The sequence below is a fragment of the Gemmatimonadota bacterium genome (assembly GCA_026702745.1).
Taxonomy (GTDB): domain Bacteria; phylum JAAXHH01; class JAAXHH01; order JAAXHH01; family JAAXHH01; genus JAAXHH01.
Genome location: JAPPBT010000072.1, coordinates 30,298 through 50,674 on the forward strand (window position 1 = coordinate 30,298; position 20,377 = coordinate 50,674).

The window sequence follows — 20,377 nt, forward strand, 5'->3', positions numbered from 1 at the left end:
CGTGATGCAAGCCCAATCAGCCAGGAACATGAGCGCTATGTCGAACTACAGCCTGGACACTTTCCGCGGCGATCTGTTCGGTGGGATTACCGCGGCGGTTGTGGGCCTGCCGGTCGCACTCGCCTTCGGCGTCGCGTCGGGCATGGGCGCGGCAGCCGGGCTTTACGGCGCGATCGGCGTCGGCCTGTTCGCCGCGCTGTTCGGCGGTACCCGTTCCCAGATTTCCGGCCCCACGGCGCCCATGACCGTGGCCATGGCGGTCATCATTACGGAACACGCCAGCTCGATGAGCGAAGCCCTGATCGTGGTCATGATGGGCGGCTTCCTGCAGATTCTGCTGGGTGTGCTGCGAATCGGCCGTTACGTCGCCTACACCCCCCACGTGGTGATCTCGGGATTCATGTCCGGGATCGGCTTGATCGTCATGCTGATTCAGGCCCTGCCCTTTATCGGCGCGCCAGCCGCGCCAGGCGGCGTGGTCGGCACCATTCGCGTACTGTCGGAAGTCATCGGGGACATCAACTACAGCGCCTTCTCGGTCGCCTTTGTCACCCTGGCCGTCGGCGTGCTCTGGCCAGGCCGGCTGTCACGTATCGTTCCGGGCACCCTCGTCGCCCTCGTCGTCGGCACATTGCTGAGCGTGCTCTGGCTGACCGATGTACCGGTCATCGGGATCATTCCTTCCGGCCTGCCGGAGATCGTCCTCGTGCCGCCTACCGCCGACTTCCTCCTGCGCGCCATCGAGCCCGCGCTTATCCTCGCCCTGCTGGGTTCGGTGGACAGCCTGCTCACCTCCCTCATCGCCGACTCGCTGACGGGAACGCGCCACCGGGCGGACCAGGAACTGGTTGGGCAGGGCATCGGAAACATGGTGGCCGGACTGATCGGCGGTCTCCCCGGCGCCGGCGCCACCATGGGCACGGTAACCAATATCCGGGCCGGCGGCACCACCCGCCTGTCCGGCGCGATCCGCGCGGTCATCCTGCTTGTGCTCCTCATGGGCCTGGGCTGGGTCGTCGAGCCGATTCCTCACGCCGTGCTGGCGGGGATTCTCATGAAGGTGGGATGGGACATCGTCGACTGGCGGATGCTGAAGCGGATCCACCGTCTCCGAGGGGAGCATCTCTCCATCCTGCTGATCACCCTGGGACTGACTGTTTTCGTCGACCTGGTCACCGCCGTGGCCATCGGCTTGATCGTCGCCGGCATGGCCCACGCCAGGAAGCTGGAAAGCCTCGAGCTGGACAGCGTGGTGTCCGTTCCGCTGCTGGACCGTCAGTTCTTTACGTCGGAAGAAGAACAGTCCGGCATGGACGAATTCACAGCCCGGGTCGGCCTGGTCGCGCTTCGGGGCAGTTTCACCGTGGCCTCGTCCAAGAAGCTGGTGGGGGTGATCAGCGAGGACATCAAGGACCATGACGTCGTCATCTTCGATTTCTCCGGGGCCACGTACATCGACGACAGCGCGGCCATGGTCGTCGAACAGCTCATGGGCGTCGCCACGAGCGAAGACACGGCGTTCATCGTCATGTCGCTTTCGGGTTCCGTCGAGGATACCCTTTCCGCCCTTGGGATCATCCAGCGCGTACCGCAGGCCCATATCGTGGAAACGCTGGATGAAGCGCGCGTGGTCGCCAGGAAGTTGCTCGGGATGTGAGCCCGCGAAACACCAAGGGCAAGGCGAGGGCACATGCTCGTACCTTGCAGACCATACTACCCGTTCTGCCTATATGGGTTAATCGTCGCCCTGCTTACGGCCACGTCCTGCGGCAACCGCTCCGCCGACCTTCCCGGCTATCCTTTTGTCGAGACCGTCCCGTCGGAAGAAGCCGCGGCCCGGCCCCTCCCGGCGGACGCGGCGCCGCCCGAACGCCAGGTATTCCGCTACTTCTCCAACGAACCCTCCAGCCTGGACGTCAGCGTCGCACTGTACGAGTCCCTGGGCAGCGCGTTCCTCTTCGAACGACTCTGCATGGTCGACGAGAACGAAGCGCTCATTCCCGGCGCGGCAGACCGGTGGGAACGCTCTCCCGACGGAAGGACCTGGACGTTCCACCTCCATCCCGGCGCGCGCTGGAGCGACGGCACACCCGTCACCGCTCGCGACTTCGAATACACCTACAAGCGCCTGCTCCATCCGGACAGCGGCAACGTGTACGCCTTCTTCTACTACGACATCAAGGGCGCCAGAGCGTACAACCAGCGAAAGACCGCCGACCCGGACCTGCTCGGTGTACGGGCGGTCGGCGAACTGACCCTTGAAATCGAAACCGAGGAACCCTGTGCCTACCTCCCCTACGTCACCTCTTACACGGCATCCTCGCCGGTACCGCGATGGCAGGTGGAGAAATACGGCGCGCGCTGGACGGAGGCCGGAAGAAGCGTGAGCAATTCGGCCTTCCGGTTGGATGAATGGGTGCAGGGTAAGTACATGACGTTCCGGCTGAATCCACATTACAAAGGCAATAACCCCGGTCATCTCAGGAAGATCGTCCGCCTCTTCTCGGGGACGGCGGGGACCGGCAGTGCGTCCGGCGGCGTGGGGCTGCTTCCCTACGAGAACGACGAAGTGGACCTGGTCGGCGTCGGAAGCCCGGCGGATCTCGATCGCATCCGGAATGATCCCGGGCTGAGCGAACAGCTCTGGAAGTTCAACGGCGTATCCACGGTATACCTGTTCTTCCGGACCCGGGAACCACCCCTGAACGACGTCCGCGTGCGCCAGGCCATCGCCCGGGCCATCGACAAGCAGACCATAGCCGACGTCCTGTTCAAGGGCGCAGTCCGGCCGGCCTACGGCATGCGTCCCCCGAATTTCCCCGGCTACACCGGAGAAAAACTGCGGCATCTGCAACAGTTCGATCCAGAGGCCGCCCGCCGCCTCCTGGCCGAAGCCGGATATCCCGGCGGCAGGGGGTTCCCCGCCCTCGAAGTCTGGCTTCGCGACGCGACGCCCTCGTCACAGCGCGGCCAGGCCGTGCAGATGATCCAGGAACAGCTGCTCGACATACTCGGCATCCGGCTCGAGATCCGCAACATGCAGGCGAACGCCTTCAACCGGTTGATGTACGAATGGGAGATACCTTTCGGCATGGTCAGCTACGGCGCCGATTTTTCCGATCCCCAGAGCCTGCTCGGCGTGCCCTGGCGCTCCCAGCCCCGCGGTTTTACCCGCCACGACTGGAACAATGCGCGTTACAATGACCTGATCGACCGGGCCCGGAGGGAAACCGACCGGGGCAGGCGGATGCAACTTTATGAAGAGGCGGAGTGGATTCTGACCTCCGACGCAGGCGGGGCGTTTCTGTGGCACGACCACCGGTTCCAGCTCCGCAAGCCGTGGCTTAAGGGACTGAAACAGGATCATGCGGGATTCTATCCCTTCTGGGAGAACAATACCGTGTACACCGAGATGTACATCGGCAAGGAGAGACTGGAGAGATGAAAGGATCAACGTCATGGACGATCCCCATCGCATAGACGGCCGCATCGCGGTCGTGACCGGCGCGGCGCAGGGGCTCGGTCTGGGCATTTCGGAGCGACTGGCACGCAACGGCGCGACCGTGGTGATGGCCGACCTGCAACGCGAGAAGGTCGAGGAGGAAGCCGGCAGCCTCGAAAACCTGGGACTGTCCGTGCTCCCCGCTTACGTCGACGTTTCGGACAGCGCCTCGGTGAACGCGTGCTTTGATGCGGTCTCCGAAGCGCACGGCCGGCTCGACATCCTGGTGAACAACGCCGGGGTCGGCCAGCAGGTCGCACCCATCGTCGAATTGGGCGATGGGGAGTGGGATCGGGTCCTCCGGGTCACACTGACCGGGACCTTCTACGGCTGCCGGGCCGCGGGCCGGATCATGGAGGGACAGGGATCGGGCGCCATCGTGAACATCTCATCCATCAACGGGCAGAACCCGGCGGCCCTGGTCGCGGCGTACAACGCGGCCAAAGAGGGGGTCATCAGCCTGACGCGGACCCTGGCCCTTGAACTGGCGGCGTACGGTGTGCGTGTGAACGCCGTCTGCCCGGGCCCGGTCTATACGGCGTTCAACCGATCCAACATGGCCCAGCGCGGCAAGACGCTGGGGCTTTCCGAAGAAGAGATGATCGAACGGATTCGTAGCGCCATCCCGCTCGGAAGGTGGGGCGAACCCGAGGACATCGCGAACGGCGTGGCTTTCCTCTGCAGCCCCGCGGCGGGCTGGATCACCGGCGAAATCCTGCGGGTGAGCGGCGGCATGGAAGGCGTGGCGGCCGTGCCTGGGAGGCGTGACCGGAATGGATGAGAGCCGTGTCGTCAATTACACACCCCTACACCCCTGCCATCATCCGCATCACCGCGCCCTGGTCCGCTTCATCACGGGATAGTTCTCCGGCCACACGCCCGGAACGCAGCACGAGGATCCGCGTCGACAGGTTGAGCACCTCGGGCAGTTCGCTCGACACGAGCACGATGGCCGTGCCCTCATGGGCCAGTTGATCGATGAGGGCGTGCATCTCCGACTTGGCGCCCACATCCACCCCCCGGGTGGGTTCGTCGATGAGCAGGATCGGGCAGTTCGCGGCCAGCCACTTGGCCAGGACCACCTTCTGCTGGTTTCCGCCCGACAGGCCCGCCGTGTCGTACCGGACATCGCCGGGCCGCACCGACAGCCTTCTCACATATTCCCGGGCCAGGTCTTCCTCCCGGCTGCCGCGGATCCATCCGAAGTCGGACCGGCTGGCCAGGGTGGGCAGGCCGATGTTCTGATCCACGCGGAGCGACAGCACGAGCCCGAACCGCTTGCGGTCTTCGGGCACGAGGCCGATGCCCGACCGCATGGCGTCGATCGGATGCCGGATCCTCGCCGACCGGCCGGAAACGCTGATCCTGCCGGTGGCCATGGGGTCCAGCCCGAACACGGCCTGCAGCACCTCGGTACGTCCGGCGCCCACCAGGCCGGCCAGGGCCAGTACCTCCCCGGACCGCACCGTGAAGGACACGTCTTCAAACCTTCCGGGACTCGACAGGTCTTCCACGGCCAGCATCTCTTTGCCGGGTTCGGTGTCCACGTGAGAGGGGAAGTAGGCCTCGAAGGTGCGGCCGATCATGAGGTTGATCAGGGCCGGCCGATCGAGTTCGGCAACAGGCCGGGTGGCCACGTGCCGTCCGTCTCGAAGCACCGTCACGACGTCGCACAGGCGGAAGATCTCGTCCAGGTCGTGGGAAATGTAGATCGACGTCACCCCCTTGGACTTGAGATGACGGATGTTCTCCCGAAGCCGTTCCGCTTCCACGTGGGAGAGGCTGCTGGTTGGCTCGTCGAAGACGATTACGCGGGCGCCGCTGCCCAGGGCTGCCGCGATCTGTACGAGTTGCTGCTGGGCCACCGGCAGTTTACCGATGGCCGTCTCCACGTCCATGTCGACTTCGATCGCCGACAGCAACTGACGCGCGCGTTCCTCCATCTTCCGGTCGGAGACGAACCCGCCCCGGGACGGCAGATTTCCCAGGCAGAGGTTCTCGGCGACGGAGAGGTTCTCGCAGAAAACGAGCTCCTGGTGGACCATGCCGATGCCCAGGTCCAGGGCGTCTCCCGGTTCCAGAAGCCGCACGGGCCGGCCGTCGATGCGGATCTGTCCGCCGTCGAGGCCGTAAATGCCGGTCAGGATGCGGCCCAGCGTGCTCTTGCCGGCGCCGTTCTCGCCGACCACGGCATGGCAGGTACCCGCTTCGATGCCGAAGGTCACCTTGTCGAGGGCCGTCACGCCTGGAAACCGCTTGGTGATCCGGTCGAATTCGATATAGGGGTTCGGTAGGTTGCTTTCCATGAGGTAACCGGAGGGCCGGACGACCCGCGGAAGACGGACGCCCAAACCGGAGGGCCGGACGACCAGATCGGATCAGTCGCCCGAGGCGGGTTGTTCATCCATCTGCAGGTACCGTTCGGGCACGTCGGTGAATCCCCAGCCCTGGAGCATAGCCGCCCATTCGCCGAGGTTCTCCTGGGACACGTGGACCAGTTCGAGGGGGTTGATCACGGGCACATCCTGCTTCAGGTGGATCTTCTCGACGATCAGGCGGACGGATTCGTACCCCCACAGGTAGGTCGGCTGTCCCCACAACACGGGAACGATGCCCTGTTCGATGTAGGTCAGCTGGGGCGGCAGCGCATCTACCGAGATGATCTTCATGCGCTCGGGATCCAGGTCGGTGAGCAGAGTCTGCGTGAAGAGCGCCCATCCGCCGACCATGGCCCATCCCTCGATATCCGGATAGGCGTTATTGACGCGCACGACTTCGGCGGCGGCATCCTGGGGGGTCTCGATGTGATAGAAGGTTCCCACGATCGAAATCTCCGGATACTCCGCGGCTTTCTGCAGCACGCCCTCCACCCGCTTGCGCAGGTTCGGCGCGTTCTGGTTGCCCGCGAGGATGGCTACGCGACCCTTGCCGTCCATGGCCTTGGCCAGTTCCCCCATGATCAGGCCACCGGTCTTGATGTCATCCACTCCGAAGAAGGCGAAGCGCTTTGAATCCGGCGCGTCGCTGTCGAAGGTCATCACCGGCACGCCCCGGTCCACCGCGTCATTGATGGCGCCCGTGACCTTGGCGGCGTCCGAGCAGGAGATCAGGACCACATCGGCGCCCTCGTTCACGGCCTGTGCGATACGCTGCGCCTGTACCTGGCCGTCCTCCGTCGGCGGCGTGCGCCAGTCGATCACGATGTCGACGCCGTGCGCTTCCGACAACTCCCTGGCCGCTGCCTCCGCGCCGGTACGGGAGGACAGGAACACGGGATTGGTCGTGCTCTTGGCGATCATGGAAATCACGAGCCGGTTGTCGTCCGGCGGCGGAGTTCCGCCGCAACCGGCCGCAACCATGGACAGGCCCGCGGCCAGCATGGCCACCATGGTCAGTCTGGTCGGTGCGCGCAGCCTGGTCAGCGCGGCCGGCACGATCGGCCTGGTCCGCACGTACATCGTTCGTAGCATCTTTTTCAGGGGTATCATCGATCTCGTTCCTTTCTGTATGGGCCTATACGGTCACGGACCCGGCCTATACGGTCACGGACCCGGCCTATACGGTCACGGACCGGTCCGCTCCGGCCAGTCTGCGCGCCGTGAGCCGACGGTTCACCTGGTCGAGGACGACGGCGACGATGATCGCGCACCCGATGACGACCCATTCGTAGTTCTGGTCCAGGTGCAGGGTGCGGATGGATTGGCGGATCAGGACGATCAACATGGCACCGAGCATGGCGTTGACCGCGCTTCCCCGGCCGCCGCGAAGGCTTGCGCCGCCGACGACCGCTGAAGCGATCACGTAGAGTTCGTAACCCGTGGCATCGGCGCAGGAGGCCGAACCGTAGTAGCTGCTGCCCACCAGCGCGGCAATGCCCGCGGTGAGTCCTGAAATCACGTAGACGCCGACCAGGATCCGGTCGATCCGCAACCCGGCGTAGCGGCCGGCCTCCACGTTGCCGCCCACGGCGAAAACATGGCGGCCCATGACGGTCCTGGACAGGTAGACGGCACCGGCGGCCGTGATGAGGAGCATGATGATCATGGGCATGGGATAGAGGGCGTCGGATCCGAAGGACAACTTGATCGCGTCGGTCAGAGGCTGCGGCACGAGTATGCTCTCCGCCTCGCTGGCCACGAAAGCGACACCGCGGAACACCCACATCGTACCGAGCGTGACGATAAAGGGGTGCACGCGGAGTCCGACCACCATCAACCCGTTCAGGAGGCCGCACAGCACACCCAGGCTGACGCAGGTCACGACGGCCAACGCGACCACTGCGAAGGGAGCCTCCGGAGCCATGGACCGCAGGACCATGGCGGTCATCACGCCGGACAGGGCGTAAATCGAGCCGACCGAGAGATCGATCCCGCCGGAGATGATCACCATGGTTGCCCCGACGGCCATGATCACGAAGAAACTGGCGTCCGTGGCCGTCTGCATCAGCGTACGGGAATTCAGGAAATTGTTGACGAGCTCGCCCGTGGTGCGGTCCACGTGATACCCCGCAAAAACGGAGAGTACCGCACCGAGCAGCAGGATGACGAGAATCAGTCCCGTTTGCTGGGAACCGAGCAGGATTCGTAGCATCGGCAGCATCGTCGTTCCGGGCGTTCGCATGGTTTTTCTCGGTGGATGGGGTGTCCTGAAATTGTAAGAAACCGCAGGCCTAAATCAAGGAAAACGTATCGGAGGGGAAACAGAAAACCCCGGCATGCGTCGTCGGCATGCCGGGGTCGGTGCTCATCCTTTCATCCTGCGTGGCGGCGCCGCGTCAGGAGGCCTTCTTCTCCGCGGGTTCCGCATCCTCGCGCTGCAGTTCTTCTTCCCGGTCCTCGATTTTCTGCTGCGATGCCTTGATGCGATCCAGGATGCCGTTCACTTCCGTATCTCCCGACACGTCGGTGATGCCATCATCGACCAGCAACTGGTGCACGCGGCCTCCCAGTTCGGTCATCTGGTTGCGGATATCGGCACGGGCCGACTGGATCTCCAGCTTGATCCGGCCCTTCCGCGTGAGATCTTCGGCCATGTCCAGCGCGCCGGACAGGCTCTTTCGCACGGTTTCGATCGGACCGTCCAATTCTGACTTGATCGTTTGCCAGAGGTTCATGATGGAACTCCTTTTCCTGGTACCTTCGTGCGTCTCTGAACCGCGGTTTCAGCGGCCGTATGGTCTTTAATCGTTAGACGTCCGTTTTGCCTTCCGGGTTTCAGTATACCGCAAGCCGGCACCCGCGTCAACGATAGAGCGCGTATGCGACGATGTTGATGCCCATTCTGAAAGCGGCTTCGCGTTTCGCCGGCGGATCGTTGTGGGTCTTTTCGTCGGCCCAGCCGTCGCTGACATTGCTTTCGTACGTGTAATACACCACCAGCCGTCCGTCGTGGAAGAGCCCGAACCCCTGGGGCGGCTTGCCGTCGTGCTCATGGTGTTTGGGCGGGCCGGCCGGGAATTCATAGATGATGTGGTAGATCGGATGGTCGAAGGGCAGCTCGACGAAATCCTTGTCCGGAAAGACCCGTTTCATCTCCCGACGGAAGGCCTCGTCCATCCCATAGTCGTCATCGGCGTAGAGGAAACCGCCTCGCGCCAGGTAGGTGCGGAGGTTCCGGATTTCCAGTTCGGTCCACCTGACCTCGCCATGGCCGGTCATGAAAATGAAGGGGGAAGAAAACAGGAGATCATCGGTCAGGGTGACGACACGCTGATCCGGGTTCGTCTCTATGCCCGCTCGCAGCTGCAGCTCCCGGGCCAGGTTGGGAATGGCCTCCGGGTCGTTGTACCAGTCGCCTCCGCCGTCGTACTTCAATCGCGCAATGGTCAGCCTGCCGTTTTCGTGGTCGGCCGCCCGCCCTTCGGAACCCGTCCACCCAAGGACGATACCGCACAGCAGGAGCGCATGCACGGTGCTGCGAAGGGAGATCATCGCGGTAAGCTCCCGGTCATCCACGGCCGCCGGGACGGGCGGGCCGGGTCCTGCCGCCCGGGCGCCGAGCGGAAGCGCGCACGCGCTGCCCGCCTCCCGCGAGGGCCATCAGGTAGACCAGGCCGATCGCGACAAGACCCAGGATTACCGTACCGATCACGCTGAAACCAATCGTCGCCAACATACGCTCTCCTCAACCGGTGCTGGAGATACGTCCTCCGGACGTTCTCCGATCGTTTTCTCCCCACATTCGGTCAGCCGCCGATCCCGGCCTGCGTCAGCCGCCGATCCCGGCCTGCGGTCCCGCGTCTCGGCCGGTATTCACGCTCCAGTCCAACAGCCGCCGCATGTCCGTGAACCGGGTCCTGCTCGTCGGGCCTCCGAGTATGACGGCATAAAGATCGTCGCCTTCGTTGCCGACGGCCCGGAGCACGAGACAATACCCGGCTCTACGGATGTATCCGGTTTTGCTGCCTACGCACGCCCACCGGCTTTCCGATACCGGTTCGCGGACCAGCCGATTGGTGGTCCGGATGGTATGCGTGCGCCTGTTCGTGCCGAAACGGTGCTCCTTTGCCAGGAGGACCTCCGCCAGCAGGTCGTCCTGCAACGCATTCCACAGGAGGGCAATGCAGTCCACCGCGGTGGACGTATTTCCTGAATCCAATCCGGTGGGTTCGGTAAATCGCGAGTCCGCCAGACCGAGCGAAGCCGCCGTGTCGTTCATCTGATCCACGAACGCCTCGATCGTCAGGCCTGTGGCACGGGCCAGCGCCCGGGCCGCCGCGTTGTCCGAAGCGATCAGGGTGGCGTACAGCAAATCCCGAGCCGAGACTCGTTCCCTGAATCTCAGTTTCGTCCAGTTCGACCGGTAGACCTCCTGCCGGGTGATACTGATCTTCTTTTCCAGGTCCGGATTCAAACCCATGTAGGTCACGGCCGTCATCAGCTTGGTGATGCTCGCTACCGGGAACGGCGACGTTGCGTTCTTCTGGTAGATCACCTCGCCCGACTGCATGTCGACCACGAGGGCGGCCCGCGCACGTACACGGACGCCCGTGCTCCACCTGCTCGACCTGATGGGTGCCGCAGGCGGTCCATCCACTTCGGCGGCCGATCCGGCCGATCCGGGCGGTCCAGGCGGTCCGGTCACCGCATCCACTTCAGCGGCTGCACCAGACAGCTCAGCAGCTCCGGCTGGCCCGTCCACGACAGGGACCGGCCCATTGATAGGACCGTCTACCGGAGCATGTCCATCGGACGGTCTAGTGTCCGCGGATACGGAAGCGATCGAAAGCAGCAAGACGCAACTCGCCCATGCCGCCCTCGGCCAGATCGGATTAAGGCTACTCATAGCATGGGAAAATAGGACGGAATGTAACGCTGAGTCAAGGTGAATTCAGCCGGTTATTCAGGCTGGTCTGCGAGGAAGCCGCTACCCGGTCCAGTCCGGCCGTTTCTTCTGAAACCGACTGGCCGTCGCCGACAGGCCGCAGGTCGATATGGACCCTGACCTCGCGTCCTTCGATGCTGAACGAGGCAAACGTCAGGTTTTGCGGAAGGACTTTCAGACTGCAGTCGAAAACCTGGCTTGCAGTGAGCTGAGACAGGTCGATGGAAGGCGACGTTACGATCCGTTCGATCTGGTCGAGTTCCTTTTCACGGCCCGTGATCGGCACCGAGGGCGGTTCCACCCTGACGTCTCGCGCCAGTTCCAGTCCTTCGGGCAGCTGACCGGCCAGGTCATGGTCGATCATGATCCGCCGGTTCACGATACGGTCGGATTTTATGGTCAGGCTTCTCGGATCGATCGAAGTGGCTACCACGTCGTAGGGCAAATTCACGTTCGCATCCGTGAGCGGCATAGTGTGCGTCCCGGGTTCCATATCATCCAGATCTACCATCACGCGGACCTGGTCTGCCGTCAGCGTCGAAATACTCCCCTGGGGTCCACGCACGCGGACGTTTACCTCGCTGGTCGAAACGTCCGTCAACTCGATATTGGTCGGGATGTTCTGGAATTCGAGTGCGGCGGTTATGGCGATCTCGGACTGCTGCTGCCCGATCAGTATAAGCCAGAGCAGGCACGCCGCGCCGATGGACGCCAGTTTGGCGGTAAGATTGGTGCGATTGAACCGGTAACCCTGCCGAAGGGCGACGATTTTCTTCATCGCTTCCTGCATCGACGGCCTGCTGCGTGGGATCTCGATGGGCAACAGTGACTTTTCGAGCGTCTGCCAGAGCTTCTCTCTGTCCGCCATCGCCGAGATGTCCCCACCGGACGCGACGGATACCTCGCCGCTTTCTTCGGAGACCACGACGCAGAACGTATCGCCGAGTTCCGATACGCCCAGGGCCGCCCGGTGGCGCGTGCCGTACCGGGGCGGAAGGTGCTCGCGGGTTGAAAGGGGCAGATAGGTGGCGGCTTCGACCACGCGTTCCTTCTCCACGATAATCGCGCCGTCGTGAATAGGAGAAGACGGATGGAATATGCTGACGATCAGTTCCTGGCTAACGAGACTGTCGAGTTTCACACCGTGCTGCACGACCCCGGAGATCCCGGTCGCCCGGGGGAAGACCAGCAGGCCGCCGATGCGCTTCTCCGACATCTCGAAACAGGCCTCGGTGATCTCCTTCAGAATGCGCCGGGAGATGGGGCTGGACTGAAGCCTGAAAATGACCAGGGGGCTGACCCGTTCCAGCAGCTGCCGGATTTCGGGCTGGAACACCACGATGATCAGCAGGAGGGTCACACCGAGCAGGTATTGCAGGATCTGGCTGGTCAGGAGCAGCCCGCTCCAGTTCGCAATGCTGTAGAGGATACCGAGAATGCCGAGACCGATCAGGATATGGTACGCACGGGTTCCCTTCAGCCACATGTAGAGGCTGTAGATCAAGGCCGCTATGATGAATATATCAAGGAGATTGACCAGATCTAACATCGACGAGGATTCCTTAAAGCGCGGGCTATATCAAACCATACGGTTACTTACGATAGTTGTAGAAGATATATAATCACTATAAGGATAAGAAAACACAAGACTTTTGCGAAAACACCGTTGATGCCGGATCCGGCTTTCACCACGCCGGGTCGTCGGTGCGGGTCAGGGGTACGCGCCGGCCGCGCATGGGTCCAGCCGTCTCTACACCGTGTCGTCGGTGCGGGTCAGGGGTACGCGCCGACCGCGCATGGATGCGGGCGCCAAACGGTTGCCGCGGGACGGGGAGACCGGATGTCCTTCCCGTGATGTGGAATCCGGAAGGTCCGACCGGGAGTCCGCCGTCCGGGAGTCCGCCGACCGGGAGTCCGTCTGGTCGCGTGACGGCAGCGAGGGCAGGGTCAGAACGTTGCTGAAGGCCGTTCCGCCCGAAACGACGAATTCCAGGGCTTCCTCGACCGACAGGTCCACGGGTACCACGTCCCGGCGTGGCACGATGACCACGCGACCCGCGGCGGGATTGGGCGTATTGGGCACAAAGACGCTCACCAGATCCTCACTCGGTTCTTCACTCGGCATGTCGCCCGCGATGAAGGCGATCATCCACGCGCCGCGGCGAGGGTACTCGACCACGACGGTCTTCCAGGTCCTCGTCTCTCCCACCATCGTAAAGGTGTCCAGGATCTTCCTTACCGGGTGGTACACCCTTCGTGCGACGGGTAGCCGCATCATGAGGTCTTCGAGCCAGGTGATCAGCTTCCTGCCCAACACGTTCGAAGCCACGAAGCCAGCCAGGAAAATCACGATCAGCATGAGCAGGATGCCCAGGCCCGGGATGCGGGTATCCAGTCCCAGCAACCCGCGAATGACCGGCGCGGCGAAGGAGTCCAGCCAGGTCAGCAGCCAGCTCAGCACGGCGACGGTGATGGTGAGCGGAATGAGTGCGAGCAGCCCGGACACCATCGTTCGCTTGAGACTTTGACGGACTTTGGAGAACCTGGATTGCCGCTTCGGGAGGTCATCCATATTGAAGGTGGACATGGTATGCGCCTTGTCTACCGCAACCGGGAACCGTTTCAACTCCGGAACCGTTTCAACTTGCGAGACCGTACCAATCACGCGACCGCATGCCTTACCATCCGGCCCGCGACCGCCGTTTCGGCCTCACCCGAACAAACCCCTCTTGTCCGTTAAACGCAGATCCCGCGCGGTTGGTTCTATACCTTGAACAACTGGCCCATTCTTCTACCGAGTACTTTACCTGTGAAGAGCAAACTGCATGCCAGGAGGATCATGCCCAGCATGCCCATGGCGCTCGCCATGTAGGGTCCGTCGGTGATGCGCCCCATCAGGCTGTAGATGGCCTTGGTGATGGGATAGTACTGTTCCTTGATGGCCAGGATCAGGCTGTCGCTCACTTCGAGCATGGCGAAGGAGAAGGAGAGGATGGCGCCCGCCGCTATGTTGGCGAGCACGAGGGGCATGGTGACTTTCCAGAGCGTTCTGAAGGGGCCGGCGCCCAGGTTCATGGAAGCCTCTTCCAGGGTGACGCTCATCTGCTGGAATCCGGCGTAGGCCGCCCGGACCATGTAGGGAAGGCGGCGCACGGCATAGGCGATGATGAGCAGGGGCACGGGAGAGACACGGACGTCCAGGAAGGTCCCCGAAAAACCGGAGATGTAACCGAAGGCGAGTACCAGGCCCGGCAGCGCCAGGGGCAACATGGCCACGGCGTCCAGCGCGTCCCGGAACGGGAAGCGCCGTCGGGTCAGCAGGTAGGCGATGGCGACGCCGAGGACGATATCGATGATGGTGCTCATCACGCTCAGCCACAGGCTGTTCTGAATGGAAAGCAGGGTCAGGTCGTGGGCGAAGATCTGCCCGTAATAGGCGACGGTGTAGTCGGAGGGGAGCACGGTCATGAACCAGCGTTCGGTCACGGAGGTGAGGACCACGCTTAGGTGGGGGATCAGCGCGATGCCCGTGATGGAGAGGAGCATGCCCCAGATCAGTACGGTCTCAAAGGAGGTCGCGCGTTTAGAGGCCGACGCCACGTGGCCGCGAGCGACCATCTCGTAGTGGCGGCCTCCGAAGAACTTCTTGGAGAGGTAGAACAGGGCGAGCGTGACCAGGACGACGAAGACGACCAGGGCGTAGCCAAGAGGATTCGCGTGGACGTCGGTGGACATGTTGAAGATCTGGACCGCCACCACCTCGCGGAATTCGAAAATCAGGGGAGTGCCCAGGTCCGTAAAGGCCCATATGAAGACGATGATCGCGCCGGCGAAGTATCCCGGCAGCATGAGCGGGAATGTAACGGTGCGGAACAGGCGGAAGCCGCCCGCGCCCACGTTGCGGGCCGACTCCTCCAGGCTGGGGTCCACGTTGGCCAGCGCGGCGGCGATGTTCAGGTACATGATGGGGTACAGGTGCAGCGCCTCGAGGATCACGACGCCCCAGAATCCGCCGCCTCCGAACCAGTCGATGGGCGTGTCGATGAGGCCCGTTTCCAGGAGGAACAGGTTGATCGAACCGAACCGGGCGAACATCTGCTTCATCCCGATGGCGCCCACGAATGGGGGCATGATCATGGGCACGAGGGCGAGGCCGCCCAGCAGGCCCTTCCCGATGAAATCGTACCGTACGAGAGCGACGGCCATGGGCAGGGCGATGATCGTCGTTAGGGCGGTCGTGACGATGCCCAGCTCGAAACTGTTGATCAGCGCCCGCTGCTGCACGGGGCTCTGCAACATCAGCCCGAAGAACTCCACGGAAAACTGTTCGTCCGTGTAGAAGGCGTTCAACAGGACGTGCAGGATCGGGTAGAACAGGAAGAGGCCGAAGAAGAGGACGAGAATGCCCAGGATAGCGAGAACGCCGGGGGTCAGGTCCGAGAGATCGAATCGGCTACTGGGCATGAGGGCAGGCTCCGCGGTACCGCTATCCCGGTTTCCCGAGCACGACGACCTGCGACGCGTCGCACTTCAACCGGACCGGGGCGCCGGGCCCCGCGAGACGTCGGCCGGGGCGGTGGTCCACCAGCTTCATGGGCGTACCGTCGGCCAGCCGGACCGAATACTGCTCGTGGTCGCCGAGGTAGACGGTCTGCCGCACGACGCCGTCCATCACGTTCTCGTCCTCGCCGCCGGCGGGGTCCTCGCTGCCGCCGGCGTCCGGATCCGAAACGCGGATGGCCTCGGGCCGGACGGAGCATACCACTTCGTCACCCGGCGACAGGTCCTCGACGGGTGCGACCGTCGAATGGAGGACACCGACCGCGGTCTCGACGGCCAGAGGAAGCTCCGAACGCGTCAGCCGGCCGGCCACGAAATTCGTTTCCCCAATGAAATCCGCCACGAACGCGTTCGCGGGCCGATCGTAGATCGAACGCGGCTCCCCGGTCTGGACCACGGCTCCCATGTCCATCACGGCCACGCGGTCCGCCATGGACAGGGCTTCCTTCTGGTCGTGGGTCACGTAGATCATCGTCGTGCCGGTCTCGTCGTGGATCCGCCGGATCTCATCGCGCATTTCCAGGCGGAGCCGGGCGTCCAGGTTGGACAGCGGCTCGTCGAGCAGCACCACATCGGGCCGGATCACGAGGGCGCGGGCGAGGGCCACGCGCTGCTGCTGACCGCCGGACAACTGGTTCGGCGATCGCTCCCCGTAGGGATCCATCCGCACCATCTTCAGCGCTTCCGAGACGCGGTCGTTCTGTTCCGATGACGGGATCTTGCGCAGGACGAGTCCGTAGGCCACGTTCTCCCACACGGACATGTGCGGCCAGAGCGCGTAGTTCTGGAACACCATGCCCGTGTTCCGCCGGTGGGGCGGCGTCCTCGTCACGTCGTGATCGTCGAACAGGATGCTACCCGCGTCGGGCGCGTAGAACCCGGCGATCAATCGAAGGAGCGTCGTCTTTCCGCAGCCGGAAGGTCCCAGGAGAAAGAACAGTTCACCCCCGGCGATCTCCACCGATACGTCGTCGACCGCCGTCACGTCACCGAATTTCCTGGTCACTCCCCGCAGGGTCAGACTGACCATGCTTCGGTCTCCCCGGATATACAAAACCACTCAGGATATGAAAGAACACGCAGCCGTCCGCGCCGGCTGTAACGCGCCGTTCGAAGGCTGAACCGGGACCTCATCCGCTTCTCCGCTTCAACCGCCAGAGGTATAGCACCATCCCCGCCAGTACCAGGCCGCTGCCGGAGAAAAGCAGGTACCGGGCGCCCGCCCAGCCGGAGGAACTCGATCCGTATTTCTCGGCCGCCAGCCGGCTCCACGAGAGCAGCGTCCGGTTCCGAAAGGACTGGTCCCTCCAGCGGTCGCCCAGGGCCAGGGATTCCTCCTCCGTGACGGGCACGGCGCCCAGTGACGGCAGGAGACGCTCCACGTCTCCCCTTTCGATAGCGCGCCGCCAGGTACGTTGCAGGGCCGCGTGGGCGTCGATGACGAATACGCCGATCATGTCGTCGACGATATGACGCCGCGCGGCGCCTTTCACGGCATCGTACACGAAGGACGATTTCCAGGCAAAGGGATTGAACGTAACCGAGGTGTGCGCCGGATCAATGCGCTGGTAGAGGCGGGGCAGTACCGTGAACCGGTTCAGCTGGAACTGCTCCGGTCCGCCCGGCGTACCCGGATTCTGCATCCACAGGCGCTGGCCGGCCTCGGAGAGGACATAGCGAAGGAAGGACTGCGCCACGGCCATGTTGGGCGCGCCTTTCAGAATGGATATGCCGTCCGGGTTCAGGATCGTGAGATTGTCCGGCATGGTATATCCGATCATATCGGGTCCCACGGCGTTGATCTGTGCCCAGGCGTAGAAATCGATGGCCATCCCGTAGGCCACTTCGCCGGAGGTCACGTCTTTGGGCACCTGGCTTCCCGAATTCGCGAATCCCCGGGCGTTGGCGCCCAGGGCGGTGATGATCTGCCAGCCCCGTTCCCAGCCGTAGACCTGCAGCATGATCTCGAAAGGCACATGCGCGCTGCCGCTCTTCCTGGGATCGGCCGCGCCTACCCACGAGTAGAGCCCGGGTTCGGCCAGGTCTTCCCAGGTCTCCGGCACGGGAAGTTCCACGAGCTGGGCTACCCGCTTGTTGTACATGATGCCGAACCCGGCCATCGTCGCGCCGTACCACCGGTAGTCCGCGTCGTAAATAGGGTAGCCCCCCGCCTCGGCCGGCAGACCGTCCAACTGGTCATCGGGAAGGCGGTAGGGCGCCAGCAGGTCGAGGTGCGCCAGTTCCACGAAGGGATCGCTGCCCCCGCCGAACATCATGTCGATCCCGATGCCTTCCGGCTTGCCGGTGAACTCGGACTTTATGAACCGGATGATCTCCGCGGTCCCTCCCACGTCCATCCACTCGATCTCGACCCCGCGGCCGGTTTCTTCGCGGTAGAAAGCGTCGAAACCCCGGGTGAATTCGTAGCGGATGCCTTCCCAGTGCGGAGAGACGATGACCAGGCGGTCCTGCGCGGAAACGGAGGTTGGGACGGAGGCATGGAAGACGACGCCCGTGAAGAGGAGACCCCGTATGAGGGAACGGATGACTTGCCGACGGTTCAACGATACCTCGGGGAGTTTAGGACCGTTATCGCTTTTTCGCGGTGAGGACCAGCACGATGGCAACCAGCAACGAGACTGCCAGGCCGATGCCCACGGCCGCCGGACCGGCCAAGTTGCTCAACAGGGGATCGTCGATCCCGAGCAGGACGGCCAGGACGAGCACGGGAAGCAGCAGGGCGACCAGGAAGGTCAGCCGCCGCGAGGAGGCGTCGATTCTCCTGAGGGCCTTCGTCTGGGCGGCCATCGCCGCGTCGTTCAGCATTTCCCAGGTACGCGTGAGCCCGTCGACCATGTTCCTGAACCGGTAATACGCGTCCTGCAGCTGGACGACCGCATCGGCCTGCAGGGAGAGTTTCTCGCCGGCGTAAAGCGAATGGACGATGTCGCATTGTGGTTTGACGAGATGAATCATGTCGTTCAGGCGGCGCTGCCTGTCGTAGACCCATCGGGCTTCCAGGTCCTGGTCCGGTGGGATCGATTCCACGGCAAGCTCGGCAACCAGCGGGTCCTGGCAATCGGCAATGGTCTGCATGATCAGGCCGACCGCCTGGTCCGTGGACCGCATCAGCTGGGCATCCCGCTGGATCCGGTCCTTGACTTCCTGCAAAAAAGCCAGCGGGGTGGCGTGCACGGTCACCAGGTAGCCGGGCGCCAGGAAGAACCCCAACTTGGCCGGCGGCGCGTCCGGACCCTCCTGCACGTGCAGAACGATGAACAGATGTCCCGGAAACACCGCCGAATAGGGCCGGGTGGAAACCTCCCGGCAAGCTTTCACCGACAGGGGATGGACGCCGAACTCCTTGAAATCGCTCAGAAACGCCGCGTCTTCGTCCGTGATCTGCTCGATGTCCAACCAGAACAGGCCATTGGAGCCGTCGAGGGTCTCCTGGAGATGGGAGAGGGACACGTCATCGTAGCGGATGACGTTGTTCTGTTCCACGATCAGCAAATCCCGCATGAATCCCTCAGCTTCCTTTGTTTTTCTTTTCCCAGTAGAAGTAGAAGGGAAAGCCGGCGGCGACGATGGCCAGGCCGATGAGCGTATTGTAGATGAACGCCACGTTGGTCAGCAGAGACACCAGGTAACCGGATATGACGGCGAGGAAAAGCAGGGGCGTAACCGGATAGCCCCAGGTCCTGTACGGTCTGTGCGCGTCGGGCCGGCTGTAGCGCAGCACGATGACCGCGGCGATGGCGAGGATGGAAAAGGCGTATGAAGTGAAGGAACCGTAGGAGATGATATCCTCGAATCTCGGCGTCAGCGCGAAGAGGGCGGCCAGAACACCCTGGGCGAGAATGGACGCCGCCGGCGTGCGGAACCTCGGGTGCGCGCGGCTGAGCCCCTTGAAGAAAAGACCGTCCCTGCTTTGGGCGAAAAACAGGCGGGGCGCCACCAGCATGTGCACATTGACCCCTCCGAAGGTGGAACACATCACGCCGATCGAGATGAAGAGAGCGCCCCCGTCGCCCAGCAGTACCTTCATCACGTCCGCGGCGATCCACTGCGAGGTCTGGACCTGCTCGAAGGGCAGGACCAGCATGTACACGAAGTTCGCCGCCAGGTAAATTGCAATCACGAAGAGTATGCCGACGATGATCGACAGCGGGAGATTGCGGCGCGGGTCGCGCATCTCCCCGGCGACGTAACTGGAAAAGGTCCATCCTTCGTACGAGAACAGGCCGGTCACCATGGCCGCGCCGAAAGCGCCCAGTGCGAATCCGCCCACGGCCGTCACGCCTCCGCCGAACAACGGCGAGAAATGCTCCATCGATCCCTTCTCGGCCATGAACAGGCCCAGCAGGATGAGTCCGCCAAGTGCGGCCACCTTGATGAAGGTAAACAGGTTGGTGACCCTGCCGCTCCATCGGACGCCGACCACGTTGATCATCATCAGGACCAACACGCACGTCGAGGCGATCACCGCCTGGGCGCCGTCGCTCAGGACGATGCCCTGGCCGCCCGCGTCGGCGGTGATGATGTTGACCACGCTGGCGAGGTAATTGGCGAATACGTTGGCGACGGCGGCGATGGAAACCGGCCACACGAGCCAGAAGGCGGACCAGCCGTAGATGAAGGTGACCCAGCGCCTGCGGTAGGCTTCGCGGACGTAGACGTACTGGCCGCCTGTCCGGGGAAGCATTGCGCCGAGTTCGGCGATGCAGAGCCCGCCGCAGAGCGCGAGGAGACCGCAGACCAGCCAGACGAGCAGGCTCATGCCCGGCGAGCCCACGTTGGAGGCGATGGCGCTCGGCGCCTGGAAGATGCCGGAACCGATCACGCCGCCCACGATGATGGTGGTGGCCTCAAGGGGACCGAGCCCCCGAACGAGACCTTCGTCTTCGGTATCGGCTACCGGACCAGCGGCGGCATTCGAATCGGTTTCAGCCAATCCTCACCTCGACGGAAATGCTTGTGAAATCTAGCATA

17 protein-coding genes are annotated in these 20,377 nt (G+C 63.3%); 3 read left to right on the forward strand and 14 right to left on the reverse strand.

Annotated features, from left to right (window positions below; genetic code table 11):
- Positions 1–37: 37 nt before the first annotated feature.
- Genes OXH56_12505 through OXH56_12515 form a run of 3 tightly spaced genes read left to right on the forward strand, consistent with a single transcriptional unit; the run spans position 38 to position 4,283 of the window.
- Positions 38–1,657: a SulP family inorganic anion transporter gene (locus tag OXH56_12505; GenBank protein ID MCY3556128.1), complete on the forward strand. Its 1,620-nt coding sequence runs from the start codon at positions 38–40 to the stop codon at positions 1,655–1,657.
- 33 nt (positions 1,658–1,690) lie between these two features.
- Positions 1,691–3,445 carry a peptide ABC transporter substrate-binding protein gene (locus OXH56_12510; protein MCY3556129.1) on the forward strand — a complete coding sequence of 585 codons (1,755 nt, stop codon included), beginning with the start codon at positions 1,691–1,693 and terminating at the stop codon, positions 3,443–3,445.
- Positions 3,446–3,458: 13 nt separating this feature from the next.
- Positions 3,459–4,283, forward strand: a complete 825-nt coding sequence (locus tag OXH56_12515; GenBank protein ID MCY3556130.1) for an SDR family NAD(P)-dependent oxidoreductase — start codon at positions 3,459–3,461, stop codon at positions 4,281–4,283.
- A gap of 25 nt (positions 4,284–4,308) precedes the next feature.
- On the opposite strand, the gene OXH56_12520 is transcribed toward OXH56_12515, so the two are convergent.
- The 14 genes from OXH56_12520 to OXH56_12585 all read right to left on the reverse strand — a co-directional run bounded on the left by OXH56_12520 (position 4,309) and on the right by OXH56_12585 (position 20,339).
- A complete protein-coding gene (locus OXH56_12520) occupies positions 4,309–5,808 on the reverse strand; it encodes a sugar ABC transporter ATP-binding protein (protein MCY3556131.1) in 1,500 nt (499 codons plus the stop codon).
- A 72-nt stretch (positions 5,809–5,880) separates the two neighbouring features.
- The gene (locus tag OXH56_12525; protein ID MCY3556132.1) at positions 5,881–6,990 is read right to left on the reverse strand and encodes a substrate-binding domain-containing protein; all 1,110 of its coding nucleotides are present in this window, start codon (positions 6,988–6,990) and stop codon (positions 5,881–5,883) included.
- Between the two features lie 67 nt (positions 6,991–7,057).
- A complete protein-coding gene (locus tag OXH56_12530; GenBank protein MCY3556133.1) occupies positions 7,058–8,122 on the reverse strand; it encodes an ABC transporter permease in 1,065 nt (354 codons plus the stop codon).
- A gap of 154 nt (positions 8,123–8,276) precedes the next feature.
- Positions 8,277–8,615, reverse strand: a complete 339-nt coding sequence (locus OXH56_12535) for a hypothetical protein (protein ID MCY3556134.1) — start codon at positions 8,613–8,615, stop codon at positions 8,277–8,279.
- A gap of 127 nt (positions 8,616–8,742) precedes the next feature.
- Entirely contained in the window at positions 8,743–9,432 is a 690-nt protein-coding gene (locus OXH56_12540) for a DUF4159 domain-containing protein (protein MCY3556135.1), read from the reverse strand.
- 16 nt (positions 9,433–9,448) lie between these two features.
- Positions 9,449–9,616: a hypothetical protein gene (locus OXH56_12545; protein ID MCY3556136.1), complete on the reverse strand. Its 168-nt coding sequence runs from the start codon at positions 9,614–9,616 to the stop codon at positions 9,449–9,451.
- Between the two features lie 93 nt (positions 9,617–9,709).
- Positions 9,710–10,585 (reverse strand): serine hydrolase, encoded by an 876-nt coding sequence (locus tag OXH56_12550; protein MCY3556137.1) that lies wholly within the window; start codon positions 10,583–10,585, stop codon positions 9,710–9,712.
- A 235-nt stretch (positions 10,586–10,820) separates the two neighbouring features.
- Entirely contained in the window at positions 10,821–12,374 is a 1,554-nt protein-coding gene (gene cdaA / locus OXH56_12555; protein ID MCY3556138.1) for a diadenylate cyclase CdaA, read from the reverse strand.
- Positions 12,375–12,575: 201 nt separating this feature from the next.
- Positions 12,576–13,412, reverse strand: coding sequence for a DUF502 domain-containing protein (locus OXH56_12560; GenBank protein ID MCY3556139.1), 837 nt, complete (start codon positions 13,410–13,412; stop codon positions 12,576–12,578).
- 176 nt (positions 13,413–13,588) lie between these two features.
- A complete protein-coding gene (locus tag OXH56_12565; GenBank protein MCY3556140.1) occupies positions 13,589–15,289 on the reverse strand; it encodes an iron ABC transporter permease in 1,701 nt (566 codons plus the stop codon).
- A gap of 22 nt (positions 15,290–15,311) precedes the next feature.
- Positions 15,312–16,415 (reverse strand): ABC transporter ATP-binding protein, encoded by a 1,104-nt coding sequence (locus OXH56_12570; GenBank protein ID MCY3556141.1) that lies wholly within the window; start codon positions 16,413–16,415, stop codon positions 15,312–15,314.
- A 100-nt stretch (positions 16,416–16,515) separates the two neighbouring features.
- The gene (locus tag OXH56_12575) at positions 16,516–17,949 is read right to left on the reverse strand and encodes an extracellular solute-binding protein (protein MCY3556142.1); all 1,434 of its coding nucleotides are present in this window, start codon (positions 17,947–17,949) and stop codon (positions 16,516–16,518) included.
- Between the two features lie 25 nt (positions 17,950–17,974).
- Positions 17,975–18,907, reverse strand: coding sequence for a hypothetical protein (locus OXH56_12580; GenBank protein ID MCY3556143.1), 933 nt, complete (start codon positions 18,905–18,907; stop codon positions 17,975–17,977).
- A gap of 7 nt (positions 18,908–18,914) precedes the next feature.
- The gene (locus OXH56_12585; protein ID MCY3556144.1) at positions 18,915–20,339 is read right to left on the reverse strand and encodes an amino acid permease; all 1,425 of its coding nucleotides are present in this window, start codon (positions 20,337–20,339) and stop codon (positions 18,915–18,917) included.
- Positions 20,340–20,377 lie beyond the last annotated feature (38 nt).